Raw genomic sequence first — 21,994 nt, 5'->3', positions numbered from 1 at the left:
GTTTTTTAGTTAAGTGCGAACGGCAGAAATAAAGCTTTGGGTACGCGGGTTTTGTGGGCTTATTAGAATTTCTTCAGGGCTGCCGGCTTCCACAATCTGGCCTGCATCCATAAACACCATGCGGTTGGACACTTCGCGGGCGAAGCCCAACTCATGGGTGACCACGATCATGGTCATGCCGGTGGTGGCCAAATCGCGCATCACCGACAGCACTTCTCCTACCAGCTCCGGGTCGAGGGCTGAGGTGGGTTCGTCAAACAACATCAACTTGGGGCGCATCGCCAACGCGCGGGCAATCGCCACACGCTGCTGTTGCCCACCGGACAATTCCACCGGGTAGGCATTGCGCTTGTCCGCCAGGCCAACGCGGGCGAGCAACTCCAGGGCGTCCTCCGTGGCTTCCTTGGGCGAGCGCTTGAGCACCTGGCACGGGCCTTCGACGATGTTCTGCAACACGGTCATGTGCGGGAACAAATTGAAGCGCTGGAACACCATGCCGGTGGCCAGGCGTTGGCGCGCGATCTGCACTTCATTCATCTCATGCAGCTTGTTGCCGACCACGCGGTAACCCACCAGTTCGCCGTCGACCCACAGGCCGCCCTTGTCGATTTTTTCCAGCTGGTTGACGCAGCGCAGCAGGGTGCTTTTACCCGAGCCCGACGGGCCGATGATGCACATGACTTCGCCTTGCTCGACCTCGATATTGATGTCGCGCAACGCGTGATACTGGTCGTAATACTTGTTCAGGTTGACGGCCTTGACGATGCTTCTCATGGGGCAAATCTCCTCAACCCAGACTTACGAACGCTTGCCGGCGCCGCGGGCAAAACGACGCTCGAGGCGGCTTTGACCAAATGAAAGAACAGTCACCACCGCCAGGTACCAGATGCCGGCGACGATCAGCAGCTCCATGACCCGGGCGTTGGCGTAGTAGATGTTTTGCGCGTTGTGCAGCAGCTCCGAGTACTGGATCACACTGGCCAGGCTGGTCATTTTCACCATGCTGATGAACTCGTTGCCTACCGGTGGAATGATCACCCGCATGGCCTGCGGCAGAATGATCCTGCGCAGCGCCTGCAGGCTCGGCATACCGATGGACTTGGCCGCTTCGTACTGGCCGGTATCCACCGACAGCAGGCCGGCGCGCACCACCTCGGCGGTGTAGGCGCCCTGGTTGATGCTCAAGCCGAGCAGGGCGGCCACGAATGGCGTCATCAGGTCGACGGTGTCGATGCTGAACAGGCCGGGGATCGCGATCACCGGGAAGATCAACGCCAGGTTGAACCACAGCAGCAACTGCAAAATCAGCGGTGTACCGCGGAACAGCCAGGTGTAGGTGATGGCCACGTAACGCAGGATCGGGTTGGCCGACATGCGCATGATCGCCGTGATCACCCCGATCACCACGCCCAGCGCCATCGCCAGGATCGACATGACGATGGTATTCACCAGGCCCCAAATGATGGCCTCAGACGTGAGGAACTGACCGATGTAGGACCATTCGATTTGGCCATTGGCAAACGCGCGCAACAGCGCGGCCAACACGATCACGATCAAGGTGGCAAAAAACATCCGCCCGTAATAGCGACGTGGCACGTGCTCGTACTGCGTGATATCGAACTGGTTCTCGGACAACTTACGCTCAGCTTCCAAGCGCTCGGCCGGGGTTTGGTTCATGGTTCTACTCCAAATGCTGTACACAGCCTTCCACTGTAGGAGCCAGCTTGCTCGCGAAGATCGTCAACGATAACGCGGGAAACCTGATGCCCCGCGGTGTTCCTGGGTTCTTCGCGAGCGAGCTCGCTCCTACAAGGTGAAGGTGTTCAAATTCTGAAACCGGTGTAGGTGTCGGCCCATTGCTGCTGAGCAGCCAATGCCGTTTTCAACCGCCCAATCTGCTCCCGCACCCGCTCTGGCGCCGTCCCACCCCATCCACTGCGTGCCGCAATCGCCGCTTCCAGGGTCAGGCAATCGCGCACCTCTGGCGTCAACCGCGCATCCACCTCCGCCAGCATTGCCGGCGAGGCTTCCCACAACTCAATCTCATGCTTCTCGCAGGCCTGCACCAAGGCGCCGGTAATCTCATGGGCCTCCTTGAACGGCACGCCACGGGTGGCCAACCAATCCGCCACTTCCGTCGCCAAGGTAAAGCCCATCGGCGCCTGGCGCCGCAGCTCCTCCACCTGGACCTTCATGGTCGCGACCATCCCGGCCATCGCCGGCAGTACCAGCAACAAGGTGTCCACACTGTCCAACACGCTGTGTTTGTCCTCGCTCAAATCGCGGTTGTACGACAGCGGCAAGGATTTGAGCGTCGACATCAGCCCGGTCAGGTTGCCGATCAACCGCCCAGCCTTGCCTCGCGCTAATTCAGCAATGTCCGGGTTCTTTTTCTGCGGCATGATCGAACTGCCGGTGGCGTAGGCATCGTCCAATACCACCCAACGAAACTGGCGCGACGACCACAGGCAAAACTCCTCCGACAGCCGCGAAATATTCACTCCGAGCATGCCCGCCACAAACAGGAACTCCGCCACATGGTCGCGACTGGCGACGGCATCGATCGAGTTTTCGCACGGCCCGGTGTAGCCCATTTCCTTGGCTGAATGTTCCGGCTGTCGCGCAATCGCCGAGCCGGCCATCGCCGCCGCACCCAACGGTGACAACGCCGTACGCGCATCCCAATCCACCAGGCGCTGGACATCGCGCAACATCGACTGCGCATGGGCCAGCAAGTGATGGGCGAACACGATGGGTTGCGCCTGCTGCAAATGGGTAAAGCCGGGGCAGATGCTCTCGACATGCTGCTCAGCCTGTTCCACCAACGCCTGCTGCAGACCCAACACCTCGGTGGTGATGGTGCGCGCATGGTCGCGTAGGAAAAGGCGCAGATCGTTGGCGGTTTGATCATTACGCGAACGCCCGGCGCGCAGCTTGCCGCCCAATGCGCCCAGGCGTTCGGTCAAGACGCGTTCGATAAAGGTGTGTACGTCCTCGTCATCCAGGGTGGGATGCAGGCGGCCGGCGGCGAAGTCTTCACCGATGCGGTCCAGGGCCTCGAGGGTGCGCAAGGTCTCCGATTCATCCAGCAGACCGGCGCGCTGCAACTCACGGGCATGGGCACGGGAGCCGGCCAGGTCGTAGGGCGTCAGGCGAAAATAGCGCTCAGGGCAACGGGACAATGCGGCCAACGCAGCAGACGGACCGGTCTTGAAACGAGCGCCCCAAAGGCGGTCGGTGGGCTGGGACATGGGTATTCCTCACGCTTGTTTTTAGAAGAGTCGGAGGCAGTAAAAAAAGGTTTTCAACTAAACTGAACCGGCGTCTGACGCGCCGTATTCAAGGTTGCCAAGGGCGGATGTTTATGTTCATTATCGCCGCCTGGCTATGTTCAAGGATTGGGTTGAAGCCTGTTGAATATGGCACTTGAGGTCAACGCGTATTATGGAAACTCCACTTTCCACTTCTGGAAACCTACCGCCAAAACCCGGCACAAGACCGCCCCTGCAACTCAGTGGTTTGGATTTCAAACTGCTGCGGGTATTTATGGCCGTGGTCGAAGCTGGCGGCTTCAGCGCTGCGCAAAACGAGCTGAACGTGGGCCTGGCGGCCATCAGCAAACAGATCTCCGACTTGGAAATCCGCATCGGCATGCGCCTGTGCACACGGGGCCGAGAAGGCTTCGGGCTGACCGAAGAAGGCAAGTTGGTGTATCAAGCGTCCATCGAGTTATTTACCTCGGTAGACAGTTTCAGAGACAAGCTTAGTTCGGCGCAAAATGAACTCATCGGCGACCTTAGTGTGGGCGTTATTGATAACACTGTCTCCGACGTTAATTCACCGCTGATTGCCGCGCTTGGCAACTTACATAGCCAATCACCAAAAATAAGATTACGCCTGCATGCCTCGCAATTGGACGAAGTTGAACGCGGTGTGGTGGAAGGGCGCTTGATTGTCGGCATCGTCCCCGTGTACCAGCGCCGCGAAGAGTTCGACTACTTCCCGCTCTACGAAGAAAAGGCCCACGCCTACTGTGCCGTAGGACATCCGCTCTTCACCGCGAACGACATTACGCCCGAGGTGCTGCGCCAATATGAAGTGGTCAACCATCGGTATGCGATCCATCGCGACAAGGCCACCTTCGTCAATTACGACAGCCAGTCCGCCTCGGCCTCGCAAGTCGAAGCCGTCGCTATCCTGATCCTCACCGGTCGTTTCCTCGGCTTCCTGCCGGAACACTACGCCGCGCCATTGGTAAGGGAAGGGCGCCTACGCGCACTGTGCCCGGAACACGTGCACCTGAGCACCGTCTTCAACCTGATCCTGCGCCACAACGCGCCAAGAAGTCCGCTGGTAAAAGCCTTTGCCACCGCCCTGGGCGTAGACCTCAAAGCCACGACATAACGTTCACGACAAACGCCGATCTACCGGATCACAGAAATCAAATGTGGGAGGTCTCGAGCTTTAGCGAGGCACCGATGGCATCGACTCGGTGTTCCAGCCGATCCCCATTACCCGCATCATCGCTGCAACCGAGCCCGCTTTTTCTTCTTCGCATGAAAATGCCGAAAATGCGCATCCTGCGCCGCCGCCAGCAGCTCCCGATCCCCGCGTGTATCGCCCCAGGCCCGCAGCCGATACTCCCCCAGGTCCCCATACACCGCCTCGAGCCGCAGCACCTTATTCTCACAGCGGCAATTATTCCCGGTGAGCTTGCCGGTCAACACCCCGTCGACCACCTCAAGCTCAGTCCCGATCAACTTGATCCCCAGCCGATTCGCAAACGGCTGCAACACCAACGCCGGCGACGCCGAACACAGCGTGACCTCCGCCCCGGAGCCCAACTCATGCTCCACCGACAACACCCCCGCCGGGCGCATCAACCGCGCCCAATTGCGTTGGCAATACTCCTCGGCCTTCTGCTGCACCCACGCCTTCTCCACCCCGGTCATAAAGGTGCGGATCAACTGCGCCTTCAACTCATCCCGGCTGATCTGCCGCACCAAAAAACGCAGCCCAGGCACCGCCAGCTTGACCATCCGGCCATAAAACTCGCCAGGGCCAAAGGCAAACTTGAGGAAGGGCACGAAACTGTCGTGGTGGGTCAGGGTGCCGTCGAAGTCAAAGACGGAAAGTACTTTGGCGTCAGCGGGGCCGGCTTCGAGCATGTCTGGGTTCACGGGTTGGCCTCGGTCCTATCTAGTATTTTTTTGAGTGTGCATCAGGTGTGACAGCAGGAGTTTACTCCCGTGCCAATCTTCCGACCTTGGCGTAAAGCCCCTCGGTGAAAGCCTCCCGGTCAGTCGACCGGTGACAACGCTGATGGCAATTGGGGCACAAGGCTACAGCATTGGTGATGCGATCCGAACCCTTCTGGGCGAGGTGCTTGACGTGATGTACTTCAAGAAATGGCAAGCCGTCGACCTCGAACGGCGCGTTAGAGCCGCAGCCTTCGCAGATGCCCTTGGCTTCTTTCAGTACCCAGGCGCGGACTTTTAGGGCTCGACCGCAGCTGCAAGCTCCGCGTCAGTGAACTCGCATAAAAAAGCCCCGAACAAGTCAGGGCTTCTTGGTGTTGCTGTGTTAAGGAATCAATCCCAGCTCAACGCCCCACCCGTCTGATACTCAATCACCCGGGTCTCAAAGAAATTCTTCTCTTTCTTCAAGTCCATGATCTCGCTCATCCACGGGAACGGGTTAGTGGTCCCTGGATACTCTTCCTTCAAACCAATCTGCGACAGGCGACGGTTAGCGATGAACTTGAGGTAATCCTCCATCATCGCCGCGTTCATACCCAGCACACCGCGAGGCATGGTATCGCGCGCATATTCGATCTCCAGCTGCGTCCCTTGCAGGATCATCTGGGTCGCTTCTTCCTTCATCTCGGCATCCCACAGGTGTGGGTTTTCGATTTTGATCTGGTTGATCACATCGATACCGAAGTTCAGGTGCATCGACTCGTCGCGCAGGATGTATTGGAACTGTTCGGCGACGCCGGTCATCTTGTTGCGGCGGCCCATGGACAGGATCTGGGTGAAGCCGCAGTAGAAGAAGATGCCTTCCAGCACGCAGTAGTAGGCGACCAGGTTGCGCAGCAGTTCTTTGTCGGTGTCGACGGTGCCGGTTTCGAACTTCGGATCGGAGATCGAACGGGTGTACTTCAGGCCCCAGGCGGCTTTTTTCGCCACCGATGGGATCTCGTGGTACATGTTGAAGATCTCGCCTTCATCCATGGCCAACGATTCGATGCAGTACTGGTAGGCGTGGGTGTGGATCGCTTCTTCGAAGGCCTGGCGCAGGATGTACTGGCGGCACTCCGGGTTGGTGATCAGGCGGTACACGGCCAGGACCAGGTTGTTCGCAACCAGGGAGTCGGCAGTGGAGAAAAAGCCGAGGTTGCGCATGACGATGCGGCGCTCGTCGTCGGTCAGGCCTTCGGGGTTTTTCCACAGGGCGATGTCGGCGGTCATGTTGACCTCTTGCGGCATCCAGTGGTTGGCGCAGCCGTCGAGGTACTTCTGCCAGGCCCAGTCGTACTTGAAGGGCACGAGTTGGTTGAGGTCGGCGCGGCAGTTGATCATGCGTTTTTCGTCAACGGCGACGCGGGCGGAAGCGCCTTCGAGTTCGGCGAGGCCTTCGGCGACGTCGAGTTTGTCCAGGGCCGCCTTGGCGCGCACGATGGCGGCGGAGTCACTGGCGGTGACGGCGCGGGCTTCGATGGCGGCAGCGGCGCCGGCACCGTCGAGGCGGTCCATGTTGGCTTCGGTGGCGTGGCCGGCGTTGGCGCCTTTGGTGGCTACTTCGCCGTCTTCTTCTTTGTCGAATTCGTCCCAGCTCAGCATGACGTGTCGTCTCCTGCGTGAGGGCTCAAAGGTGCCCGTGTGAAACCGGATGGTTGGGTGTTCACACGGCCCTAGGGCCGCGGTGGATCTTAAGAAATCGTTTGTTGCAACCGCTGGCGCAGGCATTAAACGGAATAGGGTCACGGGTGCTCTGCGTGAGGCTTGAGAGGCGGAGCGACAGGTGCATGCTCCAGCGCAGGCTCAGGTCTGGCTCTTCATCCCAGTGTAAAGGGATATTGCAGGCCCGATTTACCCGCGCATTATAGGGAAAAATTCGACTTTGTGTTGCGGCGGATGGTCTCGGAGGAGGGCCGCAATGGCGTGGTTTTCGGCCAAAGCGTGTGTTTGCAAGGCTTTGCTGGGGTTGGTTTTTTTTGAGGGGCGATGAGTGGCTTTTTGCGGGTCGGATGCAGGGGGGCGGGGCGTAGGGGGTAATAGCGTAATAGAGGTGCGTCGGCTGACGCTATCGGGGGCAAGCCCCCTCCCACATTTGGTCTGCGGGGGGTCAAAGGCCGGTTCTTGGCCGCAAGAACGATTTCTTGCGGCAAACAAGATCAAGTTCAAATTGAACTAACGAAGTGTTTATCCGTTAGAGCAACCATTGCCCATAACCTTGTAATTAAGAATGTGGCGCTGACCTTGGGAATCTTCATATTCCATTTTTACCGGTACCACTTCGCAAACTTCTGGAATAGTGCTCATGGACAATACTTTGGCCACGTCCAGCTTGGTGCTGTAGGTGTAGTCCTCGACAATCGGGGCTTTCTGGCCGGCCAGCTCAGTCGGGGCCTCATCGGCCAGGGCGGCGGTGGCGCACAAGCTGCTGAGGGCCATAACTAATAAAGCTTTCATTTCTCTATTTACCTTCTTCAGGGCGAAAGGGGTCACGGGGCCTTTGTGAGGCCACGTGTGTAACTTAGGGTTGGTAAGTTCGGATTAACGTGCCTTCGTGGGGGCTGTTACGTTGTTAATCACAGTGCCTTGTTGGCGGAGTTGATTTTAGGCCCGCAGGTTATATTCATATACCCGTGCTTTTGATAAACACTATTGGCGGTTTTTGTAACAATCCCGTGGTAAAGGTTTTTTCATCAGGCAGCCAAGCCACGCAGGCCGCGGGCCAGAGGCCCGTAGAGGGATAGCAGGGCAATTTGTAGGGTCTTGTTACTACCATCGTCGAATGGTTCTATAGGCCCACCCCGGCTACAACTGGGCCATACAACAACAACTATGTCACCGAGGTAAGAAAGATGAGTGCGGCTTCCCTGTACCCCGTTCGCCCCGAAACAGTCGCCAACACGCTGACCGACGAGGCGACCTACAAGGCCATGTACCAGCAGTCGGTGGTCAACCCCGATGGTTTCTGGCGTGAGCAAGCCAAGCGCCTTGACTGGGTCAAGCCTTTCACCGCGGTGAAGCAGACCTCTTTTGACGATCACCATGTCGACATCAAGTGGTTCGCTGATGGCACCCTGAACGTTTCCTACAACTGCCTGGACCGTCACCTCGCCGAGCGTGGCGACCAGGCAGCGATCATCTGGGAGGGCGATGACCCTGCCGAGAGCCGCACCATCACCTATCGCGAGCTGCATGAAGAAGTCTGCAAGTTCGCCAACGCCCTGCGTGGCCAGGATGTGCACCGCGGCGACGTGGTGACTATCTATATGCCAATGATCCCTGAAGCGGTGGTCGCCATGCTGGCCTGTGCCCGCATCGGGGCGATCCACTCGGTGGTGTTTGGTGGCTTCTCGCCGGAGGCCCTGGCCGGTCGCATCATCGACTGTAAGTCGAAAGTGGTGATCACTGCTGACGAAGGCATCCGCGCCGGTAAGAAAATTCCGCTGAAGGCCAACGTCGACGACGCGCTGACCAACCCGGAAACCAGCAGCATCCAGAAAGTCATTGTGTGCAAGCGCACCAATGGCAGCATCAAGTGGAACCAGCATCGCGACATCTGGTACGAAGACCTGATGAAAGTTGCGGGCACCGTGTGCGCGCCAAAAGAGATGGGCGCCGAAGAAGCGCTGTTCATCCTTTATACCTCCGGCTCCACCGGCAAGCCTAAAGGCGTGCAGCACACCACCGGCGGCTACCTGTTGTACGCGGCCCTGACCCACGAGCGCGTGTTCGACTACCGCCCAGGCGAAATCTTCTGGTGCACCGCCGACGTCGGCTGGGTCACTGGCCACACTTATATCGTCTACGGCCCGCTGGCCAATGGCGCGACCACGCTGCTGTTCGAAGGCGTGCCGAACTACCCGGATATCACCCGGGTGGCGAAGATCGTCGACAAGCACAAGGTCAATATCCTCTACACCGCACCGACCGCGATCCGCGCAATGATGGCCTCCGGCACCGCCGCCTGCGAAGGCGCCGATGGCAGCAGCCTGCGCCTGCTCGGTTCGGTGGGTGAGCCGATTAACCCGGAAGCGTGGGACTGGTACTACAAGAACGTGGGCCAATCCCGTTGCCCGATCGTCGATACCTGGTGGCAGACTGAAACCGGCGCCACCCTGATGAGCCCGCTGCCAGGCGCCCATGCGCTCAAGCCGGGTTCGGCGGCACGGCCGTTCTTCGGTGTGGTACCGGCCTTGGTGGACAACCTGGGCAACATCATCGAAGGTCCTGCCGAAGGCAACCTGGTGATTCTCGACTCGTGGCCAGGCCAGGCCCGTACCCTGTACGGCGACCATGACCGTTTCGTCGACACGTACTTCAAGACCTTCCGTGGCATGTACTTCACGGGTGACGGTGCCCGTCGCGATGAAGATGGTTACTGGTGGATCACCGGCCGTGTGGATGACGTGTTGAACGTGTCTGGCCACCGCATGGGCACCGCCGAGATCGAAAGTGCCATGGTTGCCCACCCGAAAGTCGCGGAAGCGGCGGTGGTGGGTGTGCCGCACGACATCAAGGGCCAGGGCATCTATGTCTACGTCACGCTGAAAAACGGCGAAGAGCCGAACGAAGCGCTGCGTCTGGAGCTGAAGAACTGGGTCCGCAAGGAAATCGGCCCGATCGCTTCGCCGGATGTGATCCAGTGGGCACCGGGCTTGCCGAAGACGCGCTCGGGCAAGATCATGCGGCGTATCCTGCGCAAGATCGCCACGGCCGAGTACGACGGGCTGGGGGATATTTCCACCTTGGCTGATCCGAGTGTGGTGGCGCATTTGATCGAGACGCACAAGACCATGAACGCCGCGTAACGCGGGGTAGGTGGGAAAGAGCCCCATTCGGTGTATGCCGAGTGGGGCTTTTTTTGTGGTCTCTCAAAACCACTGAGGATCCCATGTGGGAGGGGGCTTGCCCCCGATAGCGCCGGGTCAGCTCACAAATAAGTGACTGACTACCGCTATCGGGAGCAAGCCCCCTCCCACATTTGGATCTCCACCAGTCAAATAAATATCGGTTTCCCTGGTAGGACGTTTCTGAATGTTACTGTCACCTCTAAATGTGTAACCCTATGCTCGAACATGAGGCAAAGGGCTACGCTCATGCCCTGAAAAACCGCGTTTTAGACACCCCCAGAAATAAGATTAAACGCCAGACTTGCCGTGCCAGAAGGGTTTGCGAATAATAGGCCCGCAATTTGCAGTATCAATAGGTTTAATGTCTTTTGCCTCTGCATAAAATTCAGAGGCTGTCAATGTGCTGGAACCGCTTTCTCGGTGCTTCTGTAAATTGTTGTCGCATTGAGGAAATATCGGCTTCCGGCCTGTCGTTAGAATGCCGATCACTCGCTCGTCGTCGCAGGTGTAGCCCGCGTAGGACGCAGCACCGCTATTCGGTTTCACTCAGTCGCATCGTGGGCCATGGCTCATACTGCTGTTTTGCCCTATACCGATGGAGTCCCAAGATGAAGAAACTCGTGCTGTTGGGCGCCCTGGCGCTGTCCGTGCTGTCCATGCAGGCTTTCGCTGAAGGCAAGCCTCTGAAAATTGGTATCGAAGCGGCTTACCCTCCGTTTGCCTCGAAGGCGCCGGATGGCAGCATCGTCGGTTTTGACTACGACATCGGCAACGCCCTGTGCGAAGAGATGAAGGTCAAGTGCACCTGGGTCGAGCAGGAGTTCGACGGCCTGATCCCGGCGCTGAAAGTGCGCAAGATCGACGCGATCCTGTCGTCCATGTCCATCACCGAAGACCGCAAGAAGTCCGTGGACTTCACCAACCGCTACTACCTGACCCCAGCGCGCCTGGTGTTGAAGGAAGGCACTGCGGTCAGCGACAGCCTGGTTGAACTCAAAGGCAAGAAGATCGGTGTGCAGCGCGGTTCGATCCATGACCGTTTCGCCAAGGAAGTCCTGGAGCCTAAAGGCGCCACCATCGTTCCTTACGGCACCCAGAACGAGATCTACCTGGACGTGGCTGCCGGTCGCCTCGACGGTACCGTGGCCGACGCGACCCTGCTGCAGGACGGCTTCCTGAAGACTGACGCCGGCAAAGGCTACGCGTTCGTGGGCCCAGCCTTCACCGACGTCAAATACTTCGGCGACGGCGTAGGTATTGCCGTACGCAAGGGTGACAAGGAAAACCTGGAGCGCATCAACGCCGCTATTGCCGCGATCCGCGCCAATGGCAAGTACAAGCAAATCCAGGACAAGTACTTCGACTTCGATATTTACGGCGCTGACGCCAAGTAATTCATCGCAGCTGTCTGTCCGAAATGGCGCAAGCAACAGAATTCCTGCGGTTTGCGCCATTTTTTCATCCCCCTTTTCGAGGACCTGAATCATGTTGAAAGGCTACGGGGCCGTCATCCTCGATGGCGCATGGTTGACGCTTCAGCTCGCCTTGTCGTCCATGGCCTTGGCCATTGTTCTGGGTCTGATCGGGGTCGCGTTACGCCTGTCGCCGGTGCGCTGGTTGGCCTGGCTGGGTGACTTGTACTCCACGGTGATCCGCGGGATCCCCGACCTGGTGCTGATCCTGCTGATTTTCTACGGCGGCCAGGACTTGCTTAACCGCGTCGCGCCGTTGCTCGGCTATGACGACTATATCGACTTGAACCCCTTGGCCGCCGGTATCGGCACCCTGGGTTTCATCTTTGGCGCCTACCTCTCGGAAACCTTCCGTGGCGCCTTCATGGCCATCCCCAAGGGCCAGGCCGAAGCCGGCCTTGCGTATGGCATGAGCAGCTTCCAGGTGTTTTTCCGGGTGATGGTGCCGCAGATGATCCGGCTGGCGATCCCCGGGTTTACCAACAACTGGCTGGTACTCACCAAGGCCACCGCGCTGATTTCGGTGGTGGGCCTGCAAGACATGATGTTCAAGGCCAAGCAGGCGGCAGATGCCACCCGCGAGCCTTTTACCTTCTTCCTCGCAGTGGCGGCGATGTACCTGGTGATTACCAGCGTCTCGTTGCTGGCCTTGCGTCATCTTGAGAAGCGCTACTCGGTAGGCGTAAGGGCGGCTGATCTATGATCTTCGACTACAACGTCATCTGGGAGGCCATGCCGCTGTACCTCGGCGGCCTGGTGACCACCCTGAAATTGCTGGCTTTGTCGCTGTTCTTCGGCCTGCTCGCCGCCTTGCCCCTGGGCTTGATGCGTGTGTCCAAGCAGCCGATTGTCAACGGCATTGCCTGGCTCTACACCTACGTGATCCGCGGCACGCCGATGCTGGTGCAGCTGTTCTTGATCTACTACGGGCTGGCCCAATTCGAAGCCGTACGCGAGAGCTTCCTGTGGCCGCTGCTGTCCAGCGCCACCTTCTGCGCGTGCCTGGCCTTTGCAATCAACACCAGTGCCTACACGGCCGAAATCATTGCCGGTAGCCTCAAGGCCACCCCGAATGGCGAGATTGAAGCGGCCAAGGCCATGGGCATGTCGCGCTACAAGCTGTACTGCCGCATCCTGTTGCCATCGGCCCTGCGCCGCGCACTGCCGCAGTACAGCAACGAAGTGATCATGATGCTGCAGACCACCAGCCTGGCATCCATCGTCACCCTGATCGACATCACCGGTGCCGCACGCACGGTGAACGCGCAGTACTACCTGCCGTTCGAAGCCTATATCACCGCTGGCGCGTTCTACCTGTGCCTGACCTTTATCCTGGTGCGCCTGTTCAAGTTGGCCGAGCGCCGCTGGCTGAGCTACCTGGCTCCACGGAAGCACTGATATGGAACGCATCGATCACCTGTTGCCCTGGGGCCACCTGGGCTGCGAGCGCCAACTGAGCGTATTCCGTTTCGGCAGCGGCGAGCGCAAGGCCTATATCCAGGCCAGCCTGCACGCCGATGAGTTGCCCGGCATGCGTGCGGCCTGGGAGCTGAAAAAACGCCTCACCGAACTGGAACGGCAAGGTGCCTTGAACGGCGTGATCGAGCTGGTGCCGGTGGCCAACCCGATGGGCTTGGGCCAACTGTTGCAAGGCAGCCACCAGGGCCGTTTCGAGGTGGGCAGCGGCAAGAATTTCAACCGCGATTTCGTTGAGTTGAGCGAGCCGGTGGCCGAGTTGCTCACAGGTAGGCTGGGGGATGATCCTCACGCCAATGTGCGCATGATTCGCCAGGCGATGACCGATGCGCTCAACGCCTTGCCTGAGCCGAGCAGCCAGTTGCAAGGCATGCAGCGCATCCTGCTCGGCCACGCCTGCACCGCCGACATCGTCCTCGACCTGCACTGCGACGCCGAAGCCGCGCTGCATATGTACGCGCTGCCCCAGCACTGGCCGCAGTGGCGTTCGTTGTCGGCGCACTTGAATGTGAAAGTCGGTCTGCTCGCGGAAGATTCCGGTGGCAGCTCGTTTGATGAAGCCTGCTCGTTGCCGTGGTTGCGCTTGTCTCGCGCCTTCCCCGACGCGCAGATCCCGCTGGCCTGCCTGGCGACCACCCTGGAGTTGGGCGGCCAGGCGGACACGGGGCGTGACGAGGCGATCTTCCACGCCGAAGGCATCCTCGCGTTTCTCGCCGAACAAGGCCTGATCCAGGGCGAATGGCCGGCGCCGCAACACGAACCGTGCGAAGGCGTGCCCTTCGAAGGCACCGAATTGCTGTTCGCGCCCCACGCCGGGGTGATCAGTTACCTGCGTAAAGCCGGGGACTGGATCGAGAAGGGCGAGCCGATTTTTGAAGTGATTGATCCCCTGGAAGACCGCGTGAGCACAATCTGCGCGGGCACCTCGGGGGTGTTGTTTGCCGTTGAACGGCTACGTTATGCCCAAGCGGGTTTCTGGCTGGCCAAGGTGGCGGGGCGCGAAGCGCTGCGTCACGGGCGCTTGCTCAACGACTGACCACCTGTTTTTGTGAGAACCGACCGCATGTACAAACTTGAAGTCCAAGACCTGCATAAACGCTATGGCAGTCATGAAGTGCTCAAAGGCGTGTCCCTGGCCGCCGCGGCCGGTGATGTGATCAGCATCATCGGTTCCAGTGGTTCGGGCAAAAGTACCTTTTTGCGCTGCATCAACCTGCTGGAGCAACCCCACGCCGGCAAGATCCTGCTCAATAACGAAGAGCTGAAACTGGTGGCCAACAAGGACGGCGCCATGAAGGCCGCCGACCCCAAGCAACTGCAACGCATGCGTTCGCGCCTGTCGATGGTGTTCCAGCATTTCAACCTGTGGTCGCACATGACAGCGCTTGAAAATGTGATGGAAGCCCCGGTGCATGTGCTGGGCATGTCGAAAAAAGACGCCCGCGAAAAGGCCGAGCATTACCTGGCCAAGGTGGGCGTGGGCCATCGTAAGGATGCGTTCCCTGGCCATATGTCTGGCGGTGAGCAGCAGCGCGTGGCGATTGCCCGTGCCCTGGCGATGGAGCCGGAGGTGATGCTGTTCGACGAACCCACCTCGGCGCTGGACCCGGAACTGGTGGGCGAAGTGCTCAAGGTGATGCAGGACCTGGCCCAGGAAGGCCGCACCATGGTGGTGGTCACCCACGAAATGGGCTTTGCCCGTGAAGTGTCGAACCAGTTGGTGTTCTTGCACAAAGGCATCGTGGAAGAGCGCGGCAACCCGCGGGAAGTACTGGTCAACCCGCAGTCCGAGCGGTTGCAGCAGTTCCTGTCCGGCAGCTTGAAATAATCAAGGCCGCTGCTCCCCCCTGTAGGAGCGAGCTTGCTCGCGAAGATCGTCAACGGTAACGCGGGAAGCCTGATACCCCGTGGGGTTCTCAGGTTTTTCGCGAGCAAGCTCGCTCCTACAGGAAAGCAGGTCTTCATCGTTTTTAAGCTTTGTGTTGGTTTACGGGCTAGCATTGGCCTTTGTCTTTATTACTGTTACAGGCTTCGGATAGCACTCCATGACCGCCCACAAAATTGGTTTCCTGATTTGGCCCAGCACAAAAGCACTCACGCTTGCGCTGGCTGAGGAGGCTTTGCGCGTTGCTCAACGGGTGCATCCGGAGGTGGTCTACGAACTCTCGTTTCTGCTGGCCGAGCCGCCAACCCAGGGTGCCTGGCAATTGCCAGGCGAGCCGTGGGCCGGCAAGCTCGAAGGCTTCCAGAAGCTGTTCCTGCTGGCGGACGAACCGCCGACCGTGATCGCTTCGCAACTGAGCACCGCGCTCAAGCAGCTCGTTCGCGCCGGTTGCGTGATCGGTGGCTTGTCGGCCGGCGTTTACCCGTTGGCGCAACTGGGCCTGCTCGATGGCTACCGTGCCGCCGTGCACTGGCGCTGGCAGGACGATTTCGCCGAGCGCTTCCCCAAGGTCATCGCCACCAGCCATCTGTTCGACTGGGACCGTGATCGCCTGACCGCCTGCGGTGGCATGTCGGTGCTTGACCTGCTGCTGGCGGTACTGGCCCGCGACCACGGCGCCGAGCTGGCCGGTGCGGTCTCCGAAGAACTGGTGGTGGAGCGCATTCGCGAAGGTGGCGAGCGTCAGCGTATCCCGTTGCAAAACCGCCTGGGTTCCAGCCATCCGAAGCTGACCCAGGCGGTGTTGCTGATGGAAGCCAATATCGAAGAGCCGTTGACCACTGATGAAATCGCCCAGCATGTGTGCGTGTCGCGACGACAACTGGAGCGGATCTTCAAGCAATACCTCAACCGCGTCCCCAGCCAGTACTACCTGGAACTGCGCCTGAACAAGGCCCGCCAGATGTTGATGCAAACCAGCAAGTCGATCATCCAGATCGGCCTGTCCTGCGGCTTCTCCTCGGGGCCGCATTTCTCCAGCGCCTACCGCAACTTCTTCGGCGCCACCCCTCGCGAAGACCGCAACCAACGGCGCAGCAGCAGCCCTTTCGAGTTGTCGTCGGTACCGTCCGAGCGCGGCTGATCAGGCGCGCTTCATTCCTCCATGCTATCCGGCGAAGCGGGCCTGACCAGCGGGTTGCCCTGCGTGTCCAGGCGGGCCTGTGCAACTGCCAAGTCGTTGCCGGTTTGCAGGTAATACTGCCTGAGGTAGCTGAGGCTTTGCGCCGACCAGGGGTTGCCGCTCAAATCGGATGTATGGTCGAGTGGCGAGGCCAGTTCCAGAAAGTCGGCGGGCAGCACTTCGATCAGGTTGTCGCTCAAGTCCAGGGTGCGCAGCTCGGGCAAGGCGGACAGTCCTCGTGGTAGTTCGCTGATCTCGGTGTCTTGCAAGTACAGCGACTCCAGTTGGGTCAGGTGACTGACATCGGGGGGGATGCCCAGGATGTTCTCGCTCAAGTCCAGATACACCAGGTTCGTGACCCCTGACAGCGCGTCGACGCTGATGGGGGTTAATCCGATAGCGCACTCGGTCAGGCTCAGGGTATTCAACCCGGTCAGTGTAAACACCGTGGGTGGAATCGTGCCCAGGCTGAGCTTGCAGAGGGTCAGGCTTTTGAGTTTGGGAAAGCACTTGAGGAGGCCATCGACCCGGGTCGTCGTGCCCTCTCCATCGAGCTCGAAGGACGATATGTGGTCAAAGCGTGCGCTCAGTTCTGGCAGCTCGCCCAGGATCGGGGCGTCGAACCCCAGCCTGTGGGTGACCTCAAGGCTGCCGTTGTTGTCATCCAGTTCGGTTTCGCGGCGCCAGGCGTCTTCAAGTAATGTCTTGAAGGCCATGCGATTGAGTTGATCCTGTGCTCGTGTTTGCTCATCCAGGGGCACATCCAGAATCGGGTGTCGCTGGGGAGTGTCCAGCGCCCATTGCTGGAGATCGGCGCGCAGTTTTTCATATTCGGCCTCAAGACGTTCAAGCGCCGGCGCGGCTTCGTCCAGGCCGCCTGGCAGCTCAAAGAAAAAGCGATTGGCTTCACCTTCGGCAAAGGTGGGGTACAGCGCTTTGATCCTGTCGCGCATTGGCGTGGGCGCGTCGGCCTGGAAATGTTCGCCGGTGCGCTGGCAATAGCGTTTGATCTGCATCAGCGTCGACCTGGACAGCGGGTTGCGCGAGAGGTCGAATGCCGCCGTTACGTTTGCGGGTAAGGTGAACGCTACCTCGGGAACCTGGGTGATCAGGTTGTCGCTCAAGTCGATGCGCTTGCGTTCGACGGAGGTCAGCAGGCCTGAGGGGATTTGCGGCAGGTCCGTCTTTTGAAGGTTGAGGCGGGTAAGCCTGGGAGGCAGGGCAAAGTCCGGGAACCGAGCCAGTGGGTTATGACTGAGGTCCAGCTCCTCCAGGTTGGCCAGTGTGGCGAGTGATGCGGCGCTCTCGGCTGACAGCGTGAGGCGGCAGTGGGGCAGGCGCAATGACGAGAGTTGGGGGAGATCGAACACCGCATCGGGGATATCACTGAGCCCGTAGTGCTCGATAGCCAGATGGTTGAGCGAAGGAAACCCTTTGAAAAACAGTGGCGACTGCAACGGAAACGGCGCCCCCGACCCTTGCAGGCGCAACGACGATACATGGTTGAACGTGCTGTTGAGAGGGGGGAATTCTCCCTCGAAGGGTTGCGAGTTTTCCAGGGTGTAAGTGGGGATGACCTGCAGGCTCTGCTCATCCAATTCGCCCTCCCGACGCCAGCAGGCTTGGAGTGTCTGTTTGAACGCTTGTCGCCGGGTTTGCTCCTCGGGCAGCGTGGTTTGCCTGACCCATGTGTCGAGCCCGTCGGACAGGCCCGCGTATTCAGTTTCCAATCGTGCCAATTCGATCTGGCCCATTTCCAGATTCCCGGGCAGGCCAAAGATAAAGCGGTTGACTTCATCCACGCTGAAGTCAGGGAACAGCGATTTGACTTGGCGGATATCCACGTCTGAAGCGTCGATCCCCCAATAGATGCCCGTGCGTTGGTAGTAGGTCTTGGCCTGCTCCAGGGTCGCTCGTGACAGCGGGTTGTCGGAGAGGTCGAACGTTTTGGTGGTATCGGCCGGCAGCTCAAAGAGCGCGGGCGGCACTTGAGTGATTTGGTTGCTGGAGAGCACCGCCAGTTCCAGCGCCGGTCGGCTGAGCAAGCCGGCAGGCATCGCGGATATGCCCGTGCTGGACAAGTCCAGAAACTGCAGGTCAACCATGTTCTCGACACTGGGAACCCGCTCCAGCGGATTATTGAACAAGTCCAGGGTCCGAAGCGCGTTCATGGCGGTCAGCCTGGCCAGGCTCGCGGGCGTCAGGGTGATGTTGCATTCGCTGAGAATCAAGGTATTGAGGGTGGGCGAGGTGTTGATGGCCAACGGTAGGTCGCCCAACTGAGCGTTGCTGATGCTGAGGTAACGCAGCCTGGGGAAACTGCGCAAAAACCTATCGACGTTCAGGGCCGTTTGGTCGCCCTTGAGTTCCAGGTAGGAGATGTGTTCGAAGTTTGCCCGCAAGGCCGGCAGCTCCCCGGAAAGGGGGTAGGGAAGTTTGAGCATCTGGCCGTTACGGGCAGGAGGGGCGAAGTATGCGTCAACCTCGGTTTCCCGGCGCCAGCCACGTAGCAGCGCCTGCCGGAAAAGGCGGCGATTTTGCCGCGCATCGTTGTGTGCCTGGTGGCTGATATTCACCTCAGCGTCTGCGGAGTACCTGGGGGTGTCGGCTACCCAGGCGGCCAGGTCGAGATCGAGTTGCAGGTATTCCAGGCGTAGCGCGGTCAAGATCGGCATGGCCCCGCCCGGACGTCTGTTGAGGTCCTCGATCAGATCGGCGATTTGTTCGTCGGTGTGGGCGGGAAACAGTTCCCGTGCCATGCCCCGCAGGTCGGGTTGTGCGGCCGGCCCCGCAGGCGCTGGTGGGTAGGCATCCATGCCCAGCAAGCGCAGGTGGGTGCGGCTATCGGCGGGCGGGTGGGCCGGCTGGGCGCCGAGCAGCCTGCGCAAGGGTTGGCGTTCCAAGGCATGCTTGCGCAATGCCTGCTTGAGTGCCGGGCCTTGGCCGATGTGCAGGCCCAGGGCGTCGCGCCTGGCATCCGGGAGGGCCTGGAGGAGTGCGGTGTACAGGTCTGTTTCGCCAGACAGTGGGCCGCGGCTGTCTTGGGGGGTGTATCGCCCTTCGGGGGAACGTACCAGGGTGCGCTTGATCCGTGCCTTCGGTGGGCCGATGGCATCCATGAGGATGCCGGTTTGGTCGTGTATCTCGAGGCGTATTTTTTTTGACCAGCCAGGCAGTCGCTCCAGGGAGTGCAAGGCCAGTCGATGGGTGCCCAGGTCGTCCGTCGAATCCAGATACAGGCCCTCATAGGCATGGTTGACCTGTGCCTCGTCGCGCAGCGCTTGAGCCAGCTGGGTCAAGCGCGCCGGGACGGTACCTTGGTCGACGTCTTTGAGTTCTGTGCTGCTGGCGCTCTCCAGTAGGGCGTCGGCTGCGCTGAGTGGCAGGCCTGGCGTGTTGTCGATCAATGTTTGCTGGCGCGGGTTGCCCGGTTTATCGAGCAGCAGGTAGCGGGTCTCGAACAACTCGCGGCGATGCGATTGGGCCAGTGCGCCCAGTTTTTTTCTGAGTTTGAGCGCCCGATTGGACATGGAGGTGACCGGATCACCGAACGCTTCCCCCAACAAGGTTTTGCGTTGTGGTTCGTCCAGCGCTTCCAGCAAGGTTTTCAGCAGGTCGCCGTTTTTCAATTGGGCTTCATGTACTTGCACCACGCTGGCGTTTTTTTCACCGGGCAGTTCCCAGAGCGTTTTGCCCTGGGTATCGAGGAAGCGCAACGTCTTGGCTTTTGGCCAAAGGCTCAGGTTGGCAAGCAGGTGCAGTTGGGTTTGCGCATCGGCCCGTTTGTAAATCGCTGGGTCATCGCTGTTCATTTGGTCGATGAAGTCCTGCAGCGCCCGGTCGATCTGGAAGCGTTCAAGGGTATCGGTCAGCAGCGGGGGCGGTCGGTGCTGGTTGACGTACATCTTGCGCAAGGCGCCGTCGTCGATGGCGCTGATATGGCGAGCCATGGCCAGTTGTTCATCGTTGAGCCCGGCCGTTTTCGGCCCCTGGCGTTTCATGAGCGTGGCGCTGTCCCAACTCAAGGGGGTATCCAGCTCGCTCAGCCAGGCGCCTTTGCCATTGGTCAGCAGGGGCGGGCGGTAGGCGTTGGTTCGGGTGGGATGTTTCAGGTAGGGCTGTTGGGTCTTCGGATCCGTCAGTACCACGAAGGGTTTGTCCGACAGCAGCAGGATATCTTTACCGTTATGGGGATGCAGCCCTTCTGGGCCGGGGTAAGCGTGGCTGGGCAGTTGGATATCGTGGGCGTAGGGCGCGAGGTCCGGTTTCCAGAGCCGAGCCTTGCCATTGGGCAGCATGACGGGCTTGAGGCGGTTGAAAAACTTCACCGCTTCGGAGGGCAGCAAGGCGCGTAGGGCGCCGGCGGCCATGGGCGCGCCGGCGATGAACAAGCCCAGTTCCACGCCTTGCTCCACGAACGATAACAAGTGCCCGAATGCCTCGGTCACGTCGCCCACCGCCCAGTCGATGATCCATTCAAAGGCGTCGTCGAGCATTTGATAGGCGCTGTAGCCGAGCATCAGCAGGCCCACGGGAGGGACAAATGGGGCGACGATGAACGCTGCGATTTGCAGGATCGCCGACGCGACTTTTTGCACGATGGCCCAGCGCTCCCAGCGTACTTTCTGATCGACGCTTGCCGTGGACACGGCCATGGCGCGGGCATCGTTGAACACCTTGCTGAGCGTTGCCTGGAACAGGTGGCTGAACAGGTCCCCGCTGATGCCGCTGGCGCGGAACGCCAGGTGTGGATGGTCGATGGGGGTCTCACGCCAGGACGGCAGCGGGTCGCCGTGGGTGTGCGGGTGCCAGGTGACCTTGGAGAGCCGGCGGTTGAGGTCGGCGAAGAAGGGGCCGCGCTCTTCGTGATTGACGAAGCGGCTGAAGAACTGTTGGTACTCGGCGTTGCGCAGGTGGTTGCCCAATGCGCTCATGAAGTCGGCGAGTGTGGGGTACTGTTTGAGCGGCGCGTAGGGGTCGTCCGGGATATAGGCAATCACACCTACCGGGTGACGACTGCCAATGTTTTCGGCAAACAGCACGATGCCGGTCAGCGTGGTCGACATGATGCTCAGGCTGTAGCACAGCAGCGGGTAGCAGGTGCTTTGGCTGTCGTCGGTGTTGAGCAGGCGTTGCAAGCGTATGAAGGATTGATCATCGGGCAGATCGCCTTTCATCCGGGCCATCTGCAACGCGACGCTCAAGTCCGCCACCTGGCTTTGCTTGAGCTTCAATCGCAGGCGGGTTGCGGCCACCGGGTTTTTGAAATCAAAGAATTGTTCAAGGTAGCGCTGGTACTGGGCGCCGATGTCCAGTTCCCGGCACAGGGCAGTGAACTGATCGACCGCGATGTGCGCGTCGAGAGAAGGCAGGCTGTCGAATTGACCGGTACGGGTGGGCTGGGTGATGAAACCGGATGACGCTTCGAATACTTCGCCCGCTTCAAAGTTGTGCAGGGCGGCGTCTACCAGTGAAACGGTCCAGGTTCTTGCCGCCCCCGAGCGAACGGAGAACCAGGGGATGGTTTGGGGAATGTACAGGCGCAAGTAGGTGGCGCTGACATCTGGCTCAACGCCAAAGCGTTGCTTGAGGCGCGCTTGGAGCAATGGGGCGGCGAAGTCTTGCGGCGACTTCAGGTTGCCCATGGCCTGATCGACCGCGGTCTTCGCCTTCCAGGCAGCGCTCACCAGGGTTTTGAGGGTGTCATGGGCTTCAGGGGGGGCGGTTTTGTACCACGCGGGGAGGTCCGGCTGGACGTTGCTCAGCGCGGTGCGTCTGGCTGGGGAGAGGTTGGGCAGCCAGTCGGGAACGGCCTGCGTGAGGATGTCCATGTGCGGGTCGCGATAAACCGCCAGGTCCGGGAGTTGAAGGGATGAGGTCGGTTGGGTCATGGG

The 21,994-nt window shown here is 59.9% G+C and carries 15 protein-coding genes and 1 pseudogene; 8 read left to right on the top strand and 8 right to left on the bottom strand.

Annotated features, from left to right (window positions below):
* Window positions 1–9: 9 nt before the first annotated feature.
* The 3 genes from QU606_RS28360 to argH all read right to left on the bottom strand — a co-directional run bounded on the left by QU606_RS28360 (window position 10) and on the right by argH (window position 3,251).
* On the bottom strand, window positions 10–774 hold the full coding sequence (locus QU606_RS28360; RefSeq protein ID WP_024077023.1) for an amino acid ABC transporter ATP-binding protein: 765 nt from the start codon (window positions 772–774) through the stop codon (window positions 10–12).
* A gap of 24 nt (window positions 775–798) precedes the next feature.
* Window positions 799–1,677 carry an amino acid ABC transporter permease gene (locus tag QU606_RS28355; protein WP_024077022.1) on the bottom strand — a complete coding sequence of 293 codons (879 nt, stop codon included), beginning with the start codon at window positions 1,675–1,677 and terminating at the stop codon, window positions 799–801.
* A gap of 146 nt (window positions 1,678–1,823) precedes the next feature.
* Window positions 1,824–3,251, bottom strand: a complete 1,428-nt coding sequence (gene argH / locus QU606_RS28345) for an argininosuccinate lyase (RefSeq protein WP_069076869.1) — start codon at window positions 3,249–3,251, stop codon at window positions 1,824–1,826.
* Window positions 3,252–3,444: 193 nt separating this feature from the next.
* Here argH and QU606_RS28340 point away from each other — a divergent pair, with 193 nt between their 5' ends.
* Window positions 3,445–4,404, top strand: coding sequence for a LysR family transcriptional regulator (locus tag QU606_RS28340; protein WP_069076868.1), 960 nt, complete (start codon window positions 3,445–3,447; stop codon window positions 4,402–4,404).
* 116 nt (window positions 4,405–4,520) lie between these two features.
* Here QU606_RS28340 and QU606_RS28335 read toward each other — a convergent pair whose 3' ends face one another.
* The 4 genes and pseudogenes from QU606_RS28335 to QU606_RS28320 form a co-directional block, all read right to left on the bottom strand.
* Window positions 4,521–5,168, bottom strand: coding sequence for an HAD-IB family hydrolase (locus tag QU606_RS28335; protein ID WP_069076867.1), 648 nt, complete (start codon window positions 5,166–5,168; stop codon window positions 4,521–4,523).
* Between the two features lie 73 nt (window positions 5,169–5,241).
* Window positions 5,242–5,496: pseudogene (locus QU606_RS28330) on the bottom strand (HNH endonuclease); the annotation flags it as partial.
* A 95-nt stretch (window positions 5,497–5,591) separates the two neighbouring features.
* Window positions 5,592–6,842, bottom strand: a complete 1,251-nt coding sequence (locus tag QU606_RS28325; RefSeq protein ID WP_024077017.1) for a ribonucleotide-diphosphate reductase subunit beta — start codon at window positions 6,840–6,842, stop codon at window positions 5,592–5,594.
* Between the two features lie 582 nt (window positions 6,843–7,424).
* A complete protein-coding gene (locus QU606_RS28320) occupies window positions 7,425–7,694 on the bottom strand; it encodes a DUF2790 domain-containing protein (protein ID WP_069076866.1) in 270 nt (89 codons plus the stop codon).
* A 395-nt stretch (window positions 7,695–8,089) separates the two neighbouring features.
* Between QU606_RS28320 and acs the strand changes: the two genes are divergently transcribed.
* The 7 genes from acs to QU606_RS28280 all read left to right on the top strand — a co-directional run bounded on the left by acs (window position 8,090) and on the right by QU606_RS28280 (window position 16,061).
* Window positions 8,090–10,045, top strand: coding sequence for an acetate--CoA ligase (gene acs / locus QU606_RS28315; protein ID WP_024077015.1), 1,956 nt, complete (start codon window positions 8,090–8,092; stop codon window positions 10,043–10,045).
* A 650-nt stretch (window positions 10,046–10,695) separates the two neighbouring features.
* A complete protein-coding gene (locus tag QU606_RS28310) occupies window positions 10,696–11,481 on the top strand; it encodes an ABC transporter substrate-binding protein (RefSeq protein WP_024077014.1) in 786 nt (261 codons plus the stop codon).
* Between the two features lie 91 nt (window positions 11,482–11,572).
* Window positions 11,573–12,262, top strand: a complete 690-nt coding sequence (locus tag QU606_RS28305; RefSeq protein ID WP_024077013.1) for an ABC transporter permease — start codon at window positions 11,573–11,575, stop codon at window positions 12,260–12,262.
* Entirely contained in the window at window positions 12,259–12,957 is a 699-nt protein-coding gene (locus QU606_RS28300) for an ABC transporter permease (RefSeq protein WP_304997867.1), read from the top strand. The genes QU606_RS28305 and QU606_RS28300 overlap by 4 nt, the downstream gene beginning before the upstream one ends.
* 1 nt (window position 12,958) lies before the next feature.
* The gene (locus tag QU606_RS28295; RefSeq protein WP_150055560.1) at window positions 12,959–14,071 is read left to right on the top strand and encodes a succinylglutamate desuccinylase/aspartoacylase family protein; all 1,113 of its coding nucleotides are present in this window, start codon (window positions 12,959–12,961) and stop codon (window positions 14,069–14,071) included.
* Window positions 14,072–14,098: 27 nt separating this feature from the next.
* Entirely contained in the window at window positions 14,099–14,863 is a 765-nt protein-coding gene (locus QU606_RS28290) for an ABC transporter ATP-binding protein (protein WP_003214336.1), read from the top strand.
* A gap of 217 nt (window positions 14,864–15,080) precedes the next feature.
* Window positions 15,081–16,061: a GlxA family transcriptional regulator gene (locus QU606_RS28280; RefSeq protein WP_024077010.1), complete on the top strand. Its 981-nt coding sequence runs from the start codon at window positions 15,081–15,083 to the stop codon at window positions 16,059–16,061.
* Between the two features lie 11 nt (window positions 16,062–16,072).
* Here QU606_RS28280 and QU606_RS28275 read toward each other — a convergent pair whose 3' ends face one another.
* Entirely contained in the window at window positions 16,073–21,991 is a 5,919-nt protein-coding gene (locus QU606_RS28275) for a dermonecrotic toxin domain-containing protein (protein ID WP_304997866.1), read from the bottom strand.
* Window positions 21,992–21,994 lie beyond the last annotated feature (3 nt).

The organism is Pseudomonas sp. OVF7 (assembly GCF_030644265.1).
GTDB classification, from domain to species: domain Bacteria; phylum Pseudomonadota; class Gammaproteobacteria; order Pseudomonadales; family Pseudomonadaceae; genus Aquipseudomonas; species Aquipseudomonas gorinensis.
This window is presented reverse-complemented; position numbering and strand designations above follow the sequence as displayed.

Excerpts from the sequence above, each read along its gene's own strand:
- QU606_RS28360 (WP_024077023.1), bottom strand. The coding sequence starts at position 774 with ATGAGAAGCATCGTCAAGGCCGTCAACCTGAACAAGTATTACGACCAG.
- QU606_RS28355 (WP_024077022.1), bottom strand. The coding sequence starts at position 1,677 with ATGAACCAAACCCCGGCCGAGCGCTTGGAAGCTGAGCGTAAGTTGTCC.
- argH (WP_069076869.1), bottom strand. The coding sequence starts at position 3,251 with ATGTCCCAGCCCACCGACCGCCTTTGGGGCGCTCGTTTCAAGACCGGT.
- QU606_RS28340 (WP_069076868.1), top strand. The coding sequence starts at position 3,445 with ATGGAAACTCCACTTTCCACTTCTGGAAACCTACCGCCAAAACCCGGC.
- QU606_RS28335 (WP_069076867.1), bottom strand. The coding sequence starts at position 5,168 with ATGCTCGAAGCCGGCCCCGCTGACGCCAAAGTACTTTCCGTCTTTGAC.
- QU606_RS28325 (WP_024077017.1), bottom strand. The coding sequence starts at position 6,842 with ATGCTGAGCTGGGACGAATTCGACAAAGAAGAAGACGGCGAAGTAGCC.
- QU606_RS28320 (WP_069076866.1), bottom strand. The coding sequence starts at position 7,694 with ATGAAAGCTTTATTAGTTATGGCCCTCAGCAGCTTGTGCGCCACCGCC.
- acs (WP_024077015.1), top strand. The coding sequence starts at position 8,090 with ATGAGTGCGGCTTCCCTGTACCCCGTTCGCCCCGAAACAGTCGCCAAC.
- QU606_RS28310 (WP_024077014.1), top strand. The coding sequence starts at position 10,696 with ATGAAGAAACTCGTGCTGTTGGGCGCCCTGGCGCTGTCCGTGCTGTCC.
- QU606_RS28305 (WP_024077013.1), top strand. The coding sequence starts at position 11,573 with ATGTTGAAAGGCTACGGGGCCGTCATCCTCGATGGCGCATGGTTGACG.
- QU606_RS28300 (WP_304997867.1), top strand. The coding sequence starts at position 12,259 with ATGATCTTCGACTACAACGTCATCTGGGAGGCCATGCCGCTGTACCTC.
- QU606_RS28295 (WP_150055560.1), top strand. The coding sequence starts at position 12,959 with ATGGAACGCATCGATCACCTGTTGCCCTGGGGCCACCTGGGCTGCGAG.
- QU606_RS28290 (WP_003214336.1), top strand. The coding sequence starts at position 14,099 with ATGTACAAACTTGAAGTCCAAGACCTGCATAAACGCTATGGCAGTCAT.
- QU606_RS28280 (WP_024077010.1), top strand. The coding sequence starts at position 15,081 with ATGACCGCCCACAAAATTGGTTTCCTGATTTGGCCCAGCACAAAAGCA.
- QU606_RS28275 (WP_304997866.1), bottom strand. The coding sequence starts at position 21,991 with ATGACCCAACCGACCTCATCCCTTCAACTCCCGGACCTGGCGGTTTAT.